The sequence below is a fragment of the Bartonella sp. B10 genome (assembly GCF_053794435.1).
On sequence record NZ_CP200030.1, the window covers coordinates 1,460,106 to 1,476,782 of the forward strand.

Genomic DNA, 16,677 nt, shown 5'->3' on the forward strand with positions numbered 1-16,677 from the left:
TGTGGTATTGTAGTTGGAGGATCACCGAGCATAATGCCCGAACAAAACTTAGGGGAACCTTCTTATGGTTGCAGACGGTATGAGCTGCTATTTTGTTTTATGAATTTCATCAATGATTATTTGCATTTAGGCGATTTTTTTCAGTCTATTATTTTGAGATTAAATCCATTTGCATTTAATGTTATCAGTCAATTGTGTAGATTAAGGCTCATGGATTTGTTTTGTGAATTGCGTGCATTTAAGCTTTTGAAGACTTTGTTCAAGGGTGAGCTATGATGGAATGGATCATTGATCCTAATGCGTGGTTTGGCCTAGTTACTTTAATTTTTCTCGAAATTGTTTTGGGAATAGACAATCTTGTCTTTATTGCTATTTTAGCAGAAAAATTACCACTGCATTTGCGCAACAGTGCGCGCTTGATAGGTTTAGTTTTAGCATTAGTTATGCGACTTTTCCTTCTTACCGTTATTGGTTGGGTGATGAGTCTTGATACAGTAATTCTTTCAATTTCATCTTTTGCGTTTAGTTGGCATAGTTTCATTTTGATTGGTGGGGGAGCTTTTTTGCTGGCAAAAGGAACATTAGAATTACATGAAAGATTAGAAGGTGAGATACATGAAAGAGAAACAGATGTTACATATGCTGTTTTTTGGCAGGTCATCGTTCAAATCGTTGTGCTTGATGCTGTATTTTCGCTTGATAGTATTATTACTGCAACAGGTATGATTGCTAAGGAGCAGGCAGCCGTTATGTATATAGCCGTAATCGCTGCTATGGGTGTGATGATGTATGGATCTGGTCTCCTTATGCGTTTTATTAATCGTCATCCTACTATTGTAATTCTTTGTCTTGGTTTTTTGATGATGATAGGCTTTACACTCATTGTTGAAGGATTTGGTTTTCATATTCCAAAAGGGTATCTGTACGCGGCTATTGGTTTTTCTGTCCTTATTGAAGCTTTTAATCAAATTGGACGCCGTAATCGTGAGAAGATGATTATAACAAATGATTTACGAAGTCGAACAGCTGATGCTGTATTGAGGCTTTTGGGTGGTGGAAAAAAGGATGGTAATCTTAGTGAGACCGTAGATGTTATTGCTGAACGAGCTGCAGCTTCTGAGATTTTTCGACCTGAAGAAAAAGAGATGATTCGTGGTGTTCTTGATTTGGCTGATCGCCCTGTTCGTTCTATTATGTCACCACGTAATGAAATTGAATGGCTAGATTTGAATGGTGATGAAAATGAAATGCGTGAAGAATTACAACAAGTTAAACATAGCCGCTTAATTCTTGCACGTGAAAAAGTGGATGAATTTGTTGGGGTTGCTTTGACAAAGGATCTTCTTTTAAATTTGGCTGAGGGAAAAAAGATCAATTGGAAAAAAGCTATGCGTGAACCGCTAGTTGTTCATGAAAATACAAGCGTTTTACGATTAATGGAACAACTAAGGCGTTCTTCAATTCAGCTTGCAATTATTGTTGATGAGCATGGATCGTTTGAAGGAATTGCAACACCAACGGATATTCTTGAGGCTATTGCAGGTGATTTCCCTGATGATGATGAAGAGCCTGTTGTAGCAGAAAAACTTGATGATGGAAGTCTCCTTGTTGAAGGATATGCTGATATACGCCGTTTAAGTGGTTACCTTGAGCGTAATCTTGTTGATGAATCAGATCGCTATACTACTTTAGCGGGGTTTATGCTTTGGCGTTTTGGGCATTTGCCAAATGAAGGTGAAAGCTTCGAAACAGATGGTTTACGCTTTAAAGTTATTGAAATGCACCATCGAAATATATCTAAGATTCTTATTTCTCCACTCGTATTGCAGGAAAAAAATAGATCATCTTCTTAAGATAAGGGTTAAAATGATTATCACAAAAAATTAAAAATTTACGGGAATAGTAGATCAGTCAACTATTCTAAAATTATTGTTTTCGTTAAGTAGCGTACAAGCTTCTTTTATTTATTCTGTAGCTTGAAAGTATAATAAAACACATTATACACTCAATTTGAAATCGATTCATGTAATTTATGAAAACAGTAATTTTTCTGCATGAGTTTTAAACTGGCTAATTTTCAGACTTTGAGAAAAAGATACAGCGGAAATATGTTGAATCACACGTAAAACAAAATTAGACAACATTGCTGTTACTAATGGTTACAAACATAAAAAGAATAATGTAAATCCCTACCTTCTTATTTTGTTATGTGCTACGTGTTCGCTTCCAATATTGCTGAATTTCAAAAATTGCTACAACAAATAATGATATAATAAATGGTATAACTAAATAAAGTATCCTAAATACGATAAGCGCCGCAATTACATCGGTTGGGTCTACGCTGGGCATACCGGTTATGAATAAGGCTTCAAGAACACCAACTCCTCCAGCTGGAGCATTTGAAAGAAGAGTTATGGTAAAAGATGCAAGAAAAACACCAAGTACTAAAATAAAATGAACATTTTCATTGTGTGGGAGGACAGAGTATATAATTCCAGCTGCACCTAAAAGTTCTATAGGACTAATAAGAAGTTGTTGAATGACAATTTTAAGTCTTGGATAGGAAAGTTGAATTTTTTTTCCTAAATGTAGAGGTTTTAACTGAAGCCAGCTGCCAAAGGTATAAAGTGCTATACAACCAAGTAAAACTGTGCCAATTGTTGTCCCAAGCCATTCAGGAATATTATCATTGATTAAAGTAATAATTTCTGGCTTCAAAATTAAAACAATACCAGAAAGTAAAATTGTACCTATCACGAAAGTAAAAGAGCAAAAGCCTACCAATATTGCAATTTCTGTTCCATTTAATCCTTTCATTTTATAGGCTCTATAGCGTACGACTGCACCAGAAAAAACTGAAGCACCAATATTGTGCGAGAGTGCATATGTGGTAAATGAACATATAGCAATAAAAATCCAAGATATCTTATGACCAAGATGTTGCAAAGCAATTCTGTCATATCCAGCAAGAGCAGCATAAGCTATAAAAGAGCACAAACATGCCAACAGCCAATGATGTGTACTTAAATCACTCAAGCGCCCAAGTACATCACTGAAAGAAATGGCAGACAGTTTTATATAAAGAATACGGATAGATATTAGCATTGTTAAAATACCAACAAATGGCCATATAAATTGCTTTGTTTTCACGCTTCTTTATCCATTTTTTTCTATTTATGTTTTCTTTAAATTTAATGCACAGTTATTTGGATTAAATAAAGATTGCTGTTCAAGTATATGCTTAATAATACCATTAGCAACTTCATCATCATCAGTTATTACAACATCTGCACCCAAATCGGTGAGATAGGATGCTTCTGTATCAGACAGCGTATGAGCAATTATTATGATATCCTTTTTGATATCACGTATATTTGTTATGCATTGTCCCACTTCAATAGTGCTTCGCATTGTAATAACAACTTTACATGCACCACCAACATTTGCAGCATCCATTATCTCCTGTTTAATGATGTTGCCGCAAATTGCTTCTATCCCATCTTCAACAGCTTTATCGGTAAGGCGTTTTGATTCTTCTATTACTATTACAGATTCACCTCTATTCATTAAAGATAATGCGATGTATCTACCAACACGTCCGTAACCAACAATAACAATATGATTGATTTTTGATGTGATTGGAAGAGAATCTTGTTCAGATTCTTCCGAATCAATATCAATAATTGTCTGCATATTCTGTAAATTTATAGGAAGATTTTCCAGATATTTTTTAATTTTATCACAGATAATGAACACAAAAGGATTGAGTAAAATAGAAAGGATTGCGCTCCCAATGATTAAGTCATGAGCGTCATTATTTAGAAATCCAAAGTTTAAACTGAGGCCAGCAAGGATAAAAGAAAATTCTCCGATTTGGGCTAAACTGGCAGAGATTGTTAGAGCTGTCTTATTAGAATAGCGAAAAGCTTTTATGATAAAAAAGGCAATAACAGATTTTCCTAGTACAATAATTAATAGTGTTGCTAAGAGAGGGAAAAAATTTGTCAATATTTTTCCTGGGTCAAATAACATACCTACAGAAACAAAAAAAAGAACAGAAAATGCATCTCTAAGAGGTAAGGATTCTTCTGCTGCACGATGGCTTAACTCTGATTCACTCATAACCATACCGGCAAAAAAAGCACCAAGAGACAGAGAAACACCAAATAAATGAGCTGCTCCAAAAGCAACTCCTAATGCAATAGCAAAGACGCTAAGACGAAATAATTCACGTGATCCTGATTGTGCACTGACTTTTAATAACCATGGAATAATTCGCCTTCCAATAACGAGCATAAGAACAATAAATACAATGACTTTTAGGATAGTGAGACCAAAAATTCCCCAAATATTCAGGTCTAACCATTGAACTAGAGGATCTATAGTTTCTTTCTTTGTGTTGCCAAAGATATTTGCTAATGATGGTATAAGAACCAGTATAAGAACCATGGCCAAGTCTTCAATAATCAACCAACCAACAGCAATGCGTCCTTTTTCTGTTTCAATAAGGTGGCGTTCTTGTAAAGTACGCAACATTATAACAGTGCTTGCTATTGATAAAGCTAAACCAAAGATTAAGCTACCACTTATTCCCCATCCCATAATGAGACCAAGACATAAACCTAGAAAAGTAGAAAAAAGCATTTGTGCAATAGCAGCAGGTATAGCAATTGCTTTTACAGATAATAGATCTTTTAATGAAAAATGTAATCCAACACCAAACATTAATAAAATTATACCAATTTCAGCGAGCTGATTAATAATCATGGAATCTATTTTAAATCCACCTGTATTGGGTCCTACAATAACACCAGCTAACAAGTATCCAACTAATGGAGAGATGCGTAAACGGTTAGCAATCATTCCCAAAAGAAATGCTAAACATAAACCTAAAACGATAGTTGTAATAAGTGGGGTATCATGGAGCATGATTGTTCAAGACTTTTTACAAAAAAATAAATTAGTTTAAATGGCTACAATAATTCTTGCATGAAAACAAAGAAATAGTATGTCATACTGAATTAAGTGGCGTTTTCATGTTAGCTTAACGTTCGTACGATGATTTCGTTCATGCCACCAAGTACCTAAAAATAATAAAATAGGGGCTGCGATAAAGATTGAGGATGACGTTGCAATAATAATTCCAAAAACCATAGGACATGCGAAGTTGTAAACAGCACTTCCACCCCATATTGCCATAGGTAGCATAGCTAAAACTGTGGTGGCTGATGTAAAAAGACAGCGTATCAGAACCTGGTTAATGGAAAGATCAATCAGTTCACGTAGTGGCATTTTTTTATAAAGGCGCATATTTTCACGCATTCGATCATAGACAACAACTTTATCGTTTATAGAATAACCAACAATCGTCAAAAGAGCAGCAATAGCAGTTAAATTGAAATCAAATTGAAACAAAGCGAAAAAACCAATCATTTTTGTAGTATCTAACGTGAGTGTAATAATTGCTCCGAGTGCAAAGAACCATTCGAAGCGCAGCCATATATAGAGTGACATGGCAATTGCTGCTAGAATAACAGCGGTAAAGGCAGCTGTTGCAAGTTCACCTGAAATTTTAGGGCCAACAACTTCTATTTGATCAAATATAACGTTTGAATAGATGTTTTGTACGGCTGTTTTTACCTTATCAATGGCAATAGTTTGTTGTGCTTCACCGCCACTTTGTTTTTGGATGCGGATCATAACGGTGTTTATATTATCGATATTTTGCAGAGTAATTTCACCAATATTAAGAGTAGAGAGTTTTGAACGCAGATCTGCTAAATTTGCTGGTTCTTTTGTGGTAATACTTATTTGACTGCCGCCAATGAAATCAATTCCAAAATTCAAACCAGGTTTAAAGAATAGAAAAACTGAAGCAAGAGACAAAATAATTGATACGCCAATTCCGATGAAGCGAGCCTTCATAAAGCGAAAAGTTGTATTTTGGGAAATAATATTGAATATAGAATGAAAATTCAGAGTTTTTATTTTCCATTTACGAACTATAAAAATCATAAAAATGCGCACTATGATAACATTAGTGAACATAGAGATGATAATACCAAGCAACATTGTTACAGCAAAACCGCGAACAGGACCCGTTCCAAACCAAAATAGTAAGATAGTTGCAATAATTGCAGTAACATTAGCATCTATAATGGTTGCAAAAGCTTGTTGAAATCCACGATCTAAGGCAGCAAAAGCGCTGATACCTTTTTTGCTTTCTTCACGGATACGTTCATTAATTAGAATATTAGCATCAACGGCGATACCGATGCCTAAAATAATCCCAGCAATACCTGGTAGTGTAAGTGTAGCACCAAGAAGGCTTAATGCAGCAAATGTTAAAATAGTGTGTAATATTAGAGCTATATTAGCAATTATACCCCAAATTCTGTATAGAAGAAAAATAAAAATTGTAACAAGAAAAAATCCTATAATGCCTGTGTAAAGACCTATTTGGATAGCATCAGCACCAAGATTTGGACCTACGGTTCTCTCTTCAATTACGGTTAGCGGTGCTGGTAAAGAGCCGGCTCGGAGAAGGGCAGCTAAAGTTGATGCCTCTTTGGGATCAAAATTTCCTGTAATTTGACCTTGTCCATTGGGAATAACACCATTAATGGTAGGAGCAGTCAAAACTTTATTATCAAGAACGATTGCAAAGGGACGGTTAATGTTTTGTCGTGTTATATCTGCAAATATTTTCGATCCAGCGGAATTCATGGTAAATGATATAATTGAACGTCCTGGTATTTGTGGGTCAAAACCTGCTCGGGCATCTTTAAGTACATTTCCATCTAAGGCGATCTGATCATAAATTGCGTAGCGTTGTGTTTCATCAGTGTATCCGGGAAGGATTGAAACGCCTATAGGTGGATTATTTATGTCTACGTTTGAAGGTACAAGATGAAAGCTCATCTTGGCAGTTGTTCCTAAAAGATTGCGTAGCTGTTTTGGATCTTGTAAACCAGGCAATTGAACCATAATACGATTAATTCCCACTTTTTGAATAGCTGGCTCGGTAACTCCCACTTGATCAATACGTCTACGAATGATTTCTAAGCTTTGTTCGATAGCATTGCTGATACGATCTTTAACACCAGCTTCAGTTAATGCTACACGGAGAGTTTCATTTTGGGCACTGATGGCAATATCATGGATTATAGTGCCAAAACTACTGTTGATAGGAGTAATCAATGTTTTCAAAGCAGAGATGGCTTGTTCATTTTGTGTGGGATCGGAAAGAATGACGATTATGCTGTCTTCGATGATACGAACACTTGCTGTTTGGATTTGTTTTTCACGTAGGGTTCTACGCACATTACCCAAAATTCCATGCAGTTGATCGCGCTTTAGTGTTTTGGCATCGACTTCGAGTAAAAGAGAAGATCCTCCTTGAAGGTCGAGCCCAAGTGTTACATGAGTGTTAGGTAAGAACTTTGAATTCTTAATTTGTTCTTGCGAGAATAAATTAGGCAAGGCAACATAGATGCTGCTTAAAAGAATAAAACAATAGAAGGTGATCAACCAGTTGGGTGTACGCATAATGTATTCCACTAATAGGTAATTTAATGGTAATTAAAGTTAAATTCAGAATTCACATAGAATGATGGTTGCATAGTTCAAGCGACAGGGGGAGCGTGTTTATTTAAAAAATATTGTGTTTTAAAGTTATAAAATTGTGTACAAGTCATTGTGCTATCCATCGAAAACATTATTCAATGCTTAATATATTTTGAAAAGAACTGATAGGCAAAATATAATCTGTATGAAGCGTTACAAACTTTTGGTTTGCATTCGTTGTAAAATCTGATTTCTCATGCTAATTTTCTATACTAGGTGTGTTGGTTTCAGTTATATAATTGAGATGTGATTGTTCGATAATATAAGTTTGTACTCCTAAATTATTTGTCAACAATATGTCAAAAATGGATAAAAGTAGCCAAGTTGTAAAAGAGAAAAATCCTTTTTTTGCAGTATAAATGCAAAAAAAAGCATGCTGCAGCGCTTTCTTTAATCTCACTAAGTTTAATCTGATACGATTATCTATCTTATAAGTATTATAGGATTTAGGAAAGCTTTTAAAGAGTATTCTACAAAAGTTGAAAATATTTGTTTCATGCCATATTTTCAGAAAGGAAATGTTCGGTGTAATTTGTACTTAAGGCAGATATGTATTTATTTTTTCAAAAAAGATTACGCATTCTTTTTTTCATTGTTGGAATTGTTATTTTATTTGATTCTTGTGCATGGGGATATTCGGTATCACAAGATGCAATAATTGGACAATCAGTAATTGTAAATTCGGCTAGCGAAATTATTCAGCAACAACAGTTAGTTATCAAAATTCTTAAACAAGATACAGAAATTTTGAAAAAAGATTTTGAAAGCAAATTGGAAGATGAGCATGCTTTGGCAGAGTTGCGACTACGAGCACAAGACATCAGTAAACGCGCTATAGAATCAGCGCTCGTTTTACGCGCTCCCCTTAATGATATTAATGTACTTCTTAATCAGTTATTAGAGCTTCATAGTGATCAAAAAAAATTGAAAAGTCAAAATAAAGAATACAATTATCTTATGGAGCAAAAAGAGAAAATTAATAGCACTGTTCGCCAATTTGAAGAAATATTTTTAGCTACAAACAGAATAGCTGAACTTTCCATTTTTCAATCTCGGGAACTTTTTAAACACAGGCTTACATACAGGTTTGATTTTTCAATACCAATGATCAAATATACCATAGAAAAAACTAGAGAGGCTGTATCTGATTTTGTTGTATTGTTGAATTCTTGGTGGAAATCTGTATCGTACTTTAAACCACTACAGTTGTTTCTTTCTTTTTTGATTCCATTTTTCGTTGTTTTGGTTTTTTCTTATTTTTATCGTAAAATTTTTATGCATGTGCATTATCATGTTACTAAGTGTAATGAGGAAGCATCATATTTTCAGCGCTTATTGATTTCTTTTATATCAATCCTCCTTCCTTCGTTTATTTGCGTTGTTTGTGTTTATCTTGTGTTTTTCTTATTTCGCAATTTTGGCTTAGATCTCGGGAAACTCACAACAGTATTTTATACAGTTGGATGTCAGATTAGCTTGGTCTTTTTTATAAATCGCTTAGCAGTTGTTCTTTTGTCATCAAATAGGCCGCATGGTCAGCTTTTAAATGTTCCGCCATTGGCCGCATATCAATTGATAATTTTGTTGACTTGTATGGGTGGAATTTTGGCATTTGATTCCATTTTGGATAGTGTTTATGAAGTAATTTCAGCTTCTCTTTATTTAACAATTGCAAAAAGTTTTATTGCTGTTTTTTTTGTAGCAATGCTGCTGTTTATAATTTCGTCTGTACCTTTTCATTTTAGCCGTGGTCGTTCTAACAGTAAAGAAAGAGAGCCTACACTTTGGCCGTTTTACATGCGCATTCCCATTATTTTATTGGGACTATTACTCATCGTGATGGATTTTTTGGGTTATGTTGGTTTAGCGCGTTTTATTATGCAGCAGATTGTTATTAGTGGTGCATTTTTAGTTTTAATGTATTTTGGGATAAAAAGTTCGCAAGCTATTGGATTTAAAGGTCAATTTATAAAAACAAGCGTAGGTCGCATTTTAATGCAGGGATTGCATTTGGAAGAAAAAACAATGGATAAATTGGGGATTGTTATTAGCGTTCTTCTCCATTTTTTTGTTATTGTATTTTGCATTGTGCCGATTATTGTCCAATTTGGATTTTCATATTCTGATTTAAGAGCAGTTTTATGGCAGTTAATTACTGGTTTTCAAATTGGAAATGTATCTATTTCCTTGATTTCTATTATAACAGGAGCTGCTGTTTTCTTCGCCTGTTTGTTTGTAATCCGCCGATTTATCAATTGGTTGGATGATTTAGTGTTGGCGCGTGGGGAATTTGATTCAGGTGTGCGTAATTCTATCAAAACAGTTATGAGTTACTGTGGTATTGTCGTATCTGCATTGATAGGGTTGTCAATGGCAGGTTTGGATCTTAGAAATTTTGCACTCATTGCTGGAGGTCTTTCACTTGGTATAGGTTTTGGTTTACAAAATATTGTTCAAAATTTTGTATCTGGGCTTATTATTTTGATTGGAAGACCGTTTAAATTAGGTGACTATGTAGAATCTGGATCAGTAGGTGGTATTGTTAAACGTATCAGTGTACGTGCAACAGAGCTTGAGACATTTCAGCGTAAGACGATTATTATTCCTAATTCAAGTCTTATTAACAATAATGTAAGTAATTGGACACGACGTAGCAAAATGGGGAGGATTGATATCCCTATTACTGTTTCACCTAATATCGCACCAGAACATATTGTTGAAATTTTGTTAGAGATTGCGTCTGAAACGGAAGGAATTTTAAAAAATCCTATGCCACAGGTAAGTTTTACCGCATTTGATAGTAAGAAATTTTCATTTAATCTGGCTATATATGTTCCTAATATTACCTCTACCTCTAAGGTGGTTAATTCTCTTCGCTTTGCATTATATAAACGTTTTTCCGAAGAAGGAATTTTAGAATGAGAAGACATGTTTATGTTGTTGTTGCAGCCATGTTATTAAATATTTTGACAATGACAGCGTTTGCCGCAATTGTGAAAAATACGGATTTAAAAGTACAGTCGTTTATTATTTCAGAAGGTATTACGTCTACAACTATTTCATTAAATAGTAATCAAATAATTACAGTTTGTCTTAAAGGTTGTTTTATCACTTTTCCAAATAAAGATAATTTTGCAGTAAAAGCAGAGGATAATATAGAAATTAATGAAGGTAGAGCGATTTTTAAATAAACTATTTTAAGATTTTTATTTATTAAAGCGTTAAAAAGTAGTAGTATCTCCTTTGTGTTCACTGTAAGTTTTTCGTTTCTTCTCTGTAGACAAATGTCCAATGAAAAGAAAAATAGTATGGCATGATCACAATAATTGTTGAAGCTTTGATTGTAGAATAAAGAAGATTTAGAGATGAGGGGCTGTTTTGTTTGGCTTGTTGTTTGCAAATGGCCTTTTTTAGGTCATTGTGAATTTAGCAACAGATTGCGTCTTAATACTGTGTTTTAGTGAATATACTATATCTTGGATCTATGAAAAACTCAGCTAGTTCCTTGAAGTGTTAAAGGATCGATTTCAACAAGAACCTAAATGAAAAATAACCATAATATTTATTAGTGTTTTATGTAAAACACAGTATTAAGTAGTGTTGTATTTTCAGATTTTAGCTGATGTATTCTAGTGTAATAGGATTATATATTTTTGATAATTATACAACGATTAATGCTTCTATATAAATTTTTTTACAGGCGGTCGTAGGAAAGAAAACATTTTATAGCTAATTTATTATTTAATATTTATGATTTTAAAAGCTTTTTATAATAATTTTTGTAAATAGTGAAAATATATACATTTATATCAGTTTAGAATTAAACTTTGCCACTAAATACTTTACATAGTGTATTAAATTGATATTTAATAATATATCGATATGATAAAAATAATTGGTAATATTTTAGCAAATGTCATTAAAAATTATTTACTAAACTCAATTTTTAGGGTAATTGTAAAGAATATATATGATTTTGTAGTGTAAAGTTTTACAATAACCTAAATTTTCTAGATTATATTTTTATTATTTGAAAAATAGCAATGGGGTATATTCTATGAATACAAAATGTTTAATAGCAGCATCTATTTTTGCTTTTGTTTTGCCTTCTATGGTATATGCAGCAGACCAGGTTATTCCTTCTGGGTCAGAATATGTTGTTTCACCAGTTATTTCTTCTTCTGCTTTTTCTTGGACAGGTTTTTACTTTGGAGGTCAGGTTGGCAGCTTTTCGAGTAAAATTTCTGCAGTCACCCGTGATGTTGAAGTTCCTCTTTTTCGTGATAAAATGAATGAAAAATGGGTTCCAATGGAGGAGAAATATTTACCTAAGCTTTCTGGTTTTGTAAGTGGTTTATATGCAGGTGCTAATATTGACTTTGGAAATGATTTGATTTTTGGGGTTGATACAGATGTGCTTTTGTCTGGACGAAAAGGTATAAAAACTGTTGTTGTGGATAATGCGGAAGCAGGTGAAGTAAACGGAAGACTTGGACAAAAACTGGAAAAAAAAGGAGATAATATAACTTTTACCCACACTATAAAACAAAAATGGTCTGGTGCTACAAGGTTGCGTGTTGGTTTTCCTGCTGCTTATGCGATGTATTATATTTCTGGTGGCGTTGCTTACGGGCAGTTACAGGACATTTTATCTACAACTATTACAGGAGAAGCTAGCTTTAATGATGTATCAGATGATACAAAGATGATGGTTGGTTATACTGTTGGTGGTGGTATGGATTTTGCGATGACGAATAATGTTATTTTGCGTACCGAGTATCGTTATTCAGATTTTGGTAAAAAGAAATTTGGAGACGAGGTTGAGCTTGATTATAAAATTAACGACTTTCGTGTTGGCTTAGCCTACAAATTTTAGTTTTTGCAAATTAAATCTCCAAGAGGTCCTGTCTTTGATGGGACCTTTATTTTTTATTTAGCACATTTTTATTATTATAATGGGATAAAATAAATTTTCAAAGAATTCTATTCTTTCAATGGTGGAGTTCTTTGGATATTTTTCGTGGTCAAAAAGAAGTTATGATTCGTAATTTTGTATAATCATGATCGTCTCTCGGTAACACTACAATCTTGCTATAAAGTGCAATTTATTTTTTTATTAAACTAATGTTTGAAAAATAAAGAAAAATTACTGTAAATATGGTGCGGACGGCGGGACTTGAACCCGCAAGGTCTTAGACCGGCAGATTTTAAGTCTGCTATGTTTACCGATTTCATCACGTCCGCGATAAAGCCTTCTCATAAGCTATATCTCTTATTGAATCAAGAATTAATCATCAAAGAAAAACTTTTCATTTTTTTATAAATTTTAAACTGACAATGGTTTCCTTTATAGTAAGAAGGAACGTGTATGAATATTAAACGAAATATGGAATGGCTTATGTTATGAGTGAATTTATCCGCGATGTAACCGAGGCTACGGTAGCTTTACGTAGTATGTTTACTGAAACGCCGCTTCAAAGAAATGATTTTCTGAGTCAGAAATATGATGCAGAAATTTATTTAAAACGTGAAGATTTAACACCGGTACGATCATATAAGATTCGAGGTGCTTTTAATTTTGTTTCAGGAACCCTTCGTGAGATATCTAAAGATACAGTATTTGTTTGCGCGTCGGCTGGTAATCATGCGCAAGGGATTTCTTTTGTTTGCCGATATTTTAAACGTAAAGGTGTCATTTTTATGCCTGTGACAACTTCGCAACAGAAAATTGATAAGACACGCGTTTTTGGTGAAGAGTTTGTTGATATCCGTTTAACTGGTGATACGTTTGATCAATGCTATGCAGCAGCACAAGCTTTTGCAGCTAAGAGCGGCGGTATAATGGCACCACCTTTTGATGATATTCGAATTATTACAGGGCAAGCTACAGTTTTATATGAGGCTTTTTTACAATGGAAGAAACTTAATGGAGAAAATGAGCCAGATTTGATAATTGTGCCTGTAGGAGGGGGTGGCTTGGCCAGCGGTGTGAGTAAATTTATACAGGAATGTGCTTGGAAAACAAAGCTTCGGTTTGTTGAACCACAAGGAGCTGCGAGCTTGCTTTCTTGTTTAAGGAGTGGAAAACGTGTCAAACTTGAAAATATTGATACGTTTGTAGATGGTGCTGCTGTAGCTGAAATTGGTGCATTAAATTATACAATACTGAAAAGATTTTCACCAAGTTCTGTTATTACAGTTCCTGAAAATCGTGTTTGTTCTACAATGGTTGAAATGCTTAATGTTGAAGGTATAGTTCTTGAACCAGCTGGAGCTTTATCAATCGATGCTCTGAACAGTATTTCTTCTCAAGAATTGAAAGGTAAAAAAATTCTTCTTATTATTTCGGGTGGTAATTTTGATTTTGAACGTTTGCCGGATATCAAAGAGCGTTCTCTACGTTTTCAAGGATTAAGAAAGTATTTTATTTTTAGTTTTCCACAACATCCTGGTGCGTTACGCAAATTTCTTACTCAATTATCTCCAGATGATGATATTGTGCGCTTTGAGTATCTCAAAAAGTCATCCAGAAGTTTTGGTTCTGTATTAATTGCAATTGAGACAAAAAAATACGATAATTTTCGTCTTTTAGAGGAAAAATTTCAGGCATTAGGTTGGCGTTATCACGACATTACAGACAATCAAACATTATTTGATTTTGTTATATGAGAAGCTGAAACTTTTACTAAAAAAGAGAGATAAAATGAAACTTGTTTTTTATTCTTTGTTAAGTCTATTATTGTCTTTAAATGCCGTTAAGTACAGTTTTGCGTCTGAATTGACAGTAGTACAAAAAGCTGATCTTTCAAATTTGGTTGTTAGTATCAATAATGCCGTGAAGAATAAGAATTTTGCATCTCTCTCTTCTTTTATGCCTGATCTTCTTTACAAAGAAATGGCTCGTCGATTGAATACCACAGAGAATAATTTGCGTGATAATTTTCTTAAGAAGATACGTGTTCAATTTAAAAATTTACCTGCTAACGCTTATCGTTTGGATAAAACAAATATAGATTATCTACAAACTGATAGTGGTATTTTTTATGCTTTAATTCCAACTGAACTTGAGATAAAAGATCAGATCATTCAATATAGAACTTTGGCGATTTTTGATAAAAATCAATGGTATTTAATTTATGGTGGTCAGAAAACTATACAAAATCCAGTTTTTCTTGAAATTTATCCTGATTTTAATGGGGTGAATTTACCAAAGGAAACAATAATAAAAAAATAATCGGTTACAATATTATTTTTCTTTTTAATAATAAATATATTTTGCAAAGTACTTGCTTTTTTGTTGTAATCCAACGATATTGTGGCAAGGTTATTTTGGATCGCAGATTTATCTCTTATAAAGAAAAGTTACATGCCTTTGTTTAGTTTAAAGGTTTTTAAGGGTTGTGTACAGCTGTTTCAAATTGTTACTTCGTAAATTAGAATGTCAAGTTCTTATCGTATGGATTCCTTGATGGTGGAGGTTATTCCATCATTTTTATTGGTTGTTGAGCCGAAGAAAGATTGTATTTTGAATATAAATAAAGAAAATGTTTTCATAGAATTAGGTTTGTCCCCTTTTTTGGTACAAAATTTGTTCACTGCTGGTATTAGTCAACCTAAACCTATTCAAGAACAAGTTATTCCAATGATTCTAAAAGGTCATGATATTTTAGGTATTGCACAGACAGGTTCTGGGAAGACTTTGGCGTTTAGTTTACCTATCTTGAGTCAAATTTTGGTCTTAGGTGATAAGCGTTGTCCTAAAACTGCACGAGCTTTGATTTTGGTTCCTACGCGTGAATTAGCTGTTCAAATTGATGAAGCTATTCGTGCTGCTGCAAAAGGGACACATCTTTCAACATGTCTCATGTTAGGTGGAGTATCACGCTTAAAGCAAATTAAACGTATGGAAAAAGGTGTAGATGTTTTGATAGCAACGCCAGGTCGTTTAATAGATCTTGTTCGTGAAAAATGTGTTGATCTTTCTCAATCTCGCTTTTTAGTTCTTGATGAAGCTGATCGTATGTTGGATATGGGCTTTATTAACGATGTACATCAAATTGCAAAACTTTTACATAAAGATTGTCAAACAGCACTTTTTTCTGCAACGATGCCGAAAGAGATTCTTGCTTTTTCAAAGTGCTTACTCAACGATCCAATAAAAATTGAAATTGTACCTCAAGGGACTATTGCTGTAGAAATAACTCAAAAATTATATTGTATTCCTACGAGTGAAAAAAAGAATGTTTTGGGCAAGCTTTTGACAGATCCAGCTTTAGCTTCAGTTATAGTTTTTACTCGCACTAAACACGGCGCTGATGCTGTTACACGTAATTTAAAGAAAATGGGGTATTCTGTTGCGACGATTCACGGGAATAAATCACAGAATGCTCGACAGTATGCATTAAAAGCTTTTCGTGAAGGATCAGTACGGGTTCTTGTTGCGACAGATATTGCAGCACGTGGTATTGATATACCAAGAATAAGTCACGTTATTAATTATGATTTACCAGATGAAGCTGAAAGCTATGTGCATCGTATCGGTCGTACAGGACGTAATGGTGCATTTGGTGATGCGATTACACTTTTTGATGAAGGAGTAGAGAGAGCGCGTTTGCGTGCTATAGAGCGTCTTATTTGTATGAGATTAACACGTGAGGATATTCCAGCTCAGTTTGCGGAGTTTCCAAAAAAATCGTTTGTGTTAAAAGGGAAAGAAAAAGAATCTGATACAGGATTTCGTTCTCAAAAATCTAAACGTCAGAAGAAGTTTTCTGGTTGTAAAGACAATACTGCACAGTCACATAGAAGAGATTCTTTATCTAAAAGTGAAAGACATGAAAAAGCAAAAGCATCTGCGAAGCGTACAAAGTCTTTTCGTTTACGTAAATCAGTGAAAAAAGCAGCTTGAGTAAACTATTTAGAAGAAATCATAATTCGTAATCTGAAACAATCAGAGATCTACACCAATGAACTACAACAAGCAAGCAGAAGAGAGTATAATTTTTGTGGCTTTAACTATGTAGTTTGAACTAGATTTTGCACTCAGTTGGA

Annotated in this window: 10 protein-coding genes and 1 tRNA gene; 7 read left to right on the forward strand and 4 right to left on the reverse strand. The window is 33.9% G+C overall.

The genetic code is table 11. The features are described 5' to 3' along the window. Positions 1-272: 272 nt before the first annotated feature. Positions 273-1,853, forward strand: coding sequence for a TerC family protein (locus tag V3565_RS06195; RefSeq protein WP_455478298.1), 1,581 nt, complete (start codon positions 273-275; stop codon positions 1,851-1,853). 352 nt (positions 1,854-2,205) lie between these two features. On the opposite strand, the gene V3565_RS06200 is transcribed toward V3565_RS06195, so the two are convergent. The 3 genes from V3565_RS06200 to secD all read right to left on the reverse strand — a co-directional run bounded on the left by V3565_RS06200 (position 2,206) and on the right by secD (position 7,548). Next, positions 2,206-3,150: a lysylphosphatidylglycerol synthase transmembrane domain-containing protein gene (locus V3565_RS06200; protein WP_455478299.1), complete on the reverse strand. Its 945-nt coding sequence runs from the start codon at positions 3,148-3,150 to the stop codon at positions 2,206-2,208. A gap of 24 nt (positions 3,151-3,174) precedes the next feature. Then, a complete protein-coding gene (ybaL, locus tag V3565_RS06205) occupies positions 3,175-4,929 on the reverse strand; it encodes a YbaL family putative K(+) efflux transporter (RefSeq protein WP_455478300.1) in 1,755 nt (584 codons plus the stop codon). Between the two features lie 105 nt (positions 4,930-5,034). Continuing rightward, positions 5,035-7,548 carry a protein translocase subunit SecD gene (gene secD / locus V3565_RS06210; RefSeq protein WP_455478301.1) on the reverse strand — a complete coding sequence of 838 codons (2,514 nt, stop codon included), beginning with the start codon at positions 7,546-7,548 and terminating at the stop codon, positions 5,035-5,037. 627 nt (positions 7,549-8,175) lie between these two features. On the opposite strand from secD, the gene V3565_RS06215 reads away from it, so the two are divergent. The 3 genes from V3565_RS06215 to V3565_RS06225 all read left to right on the forward strand — a co-directional run bounded on the left by V3565_RS06215 (position 8,176) and on the right by V3565_RS06225 (position 12,502). After that, positions 8,176-10,548, forward strand: coding sequence for a mechanosensitive ion channel domain-containing protein (locus V3565_RS06215; RefSeq protein ID WP_455478302.1), 2,373 nt, complete (start codon positions 8,176-8,178; stop codon positions 10,546-10,548). Next, positions 10,545-10,817: a hypothetical protein gene (locus V3565_RS06220; RefSeq protein WP_455478303.1), complete on the forward strand. Its 273-nt coding sequence runs from the start codon at positions 10,545-10,547 to the stop codon at positions 10,815-10,817. The genes V3565_RS06215 and V3565_RS06220 overlap by 4 nt, the downstream gene beginning before the upstream one ends. A gap of 866 nt (positions 10,818-11,683) precedes the next feature. Next, on the forward strand, positions 11,684-12,502 hold the full coding sequence (locus tag V3565_RS06225; protein ID WP_455478304.1) for an outer membrane protein: 819 nt from the start codon (positions 11,684-11,686) through the stop codon (positions 12,500-12,502). A 282-nt stretch (positions 12,503-12,784) separates the two neighbouring features. On the opposite strand, the gene V3565_RS06230 is transcribed toward V3565_RS06225, so the two are convergent. Next, positions 12,785-12,870 (reverse strand) — tRNA-Leu (locus V3565_RS06230). Between the two features lie 159 nt (positions 12,871-13,029). On the opposite strand from V3565_RS06230, the gene ilvA reads away from it, so the two are divergent. The 3 genes from ilvA to V3565_RS06245 all read left to right on the forward strand — a co-directional run bounded on the left by ilvA (position 13,030) and on the right by V3565_RS06245 (position 16,534). Beyond that, positions 13,030-14,295, forward strand: coding sequence for a threonine ammonia-lyase IlvA (gene ilvA, locus V3565_RS06235; RefSeq protein WP_455478305.1), 1,266 nt, complete (start codon positions 13,030-13,032; stop codon positions 14,293-14,295). A gap of 34 nt (positions 14,296-14,329) precedes the next feature. Then, a complete protein-coding gene (locus V3565_RS06240) occupies positions 14,330-14,860 on the forward strand; it encodes a hypothetical protein (protein WP_455478306.1) in 531 nt (176 codons plus the stop codon). Between the two features lie 234 nt (positions 14,861-15,094). After that, positions 15,095-16,534, forward strand: a complete 1,440-nt coding sequence (locus V3565_RS06245) for a DEAD/DEAH box helicase (protein ID WP_455478307.1) — start codon at positions 15,095-15,097, stop codon at positions 16,532-16,534. Positions 16,535-16,677: the final 143 nt, after the last annotated feature.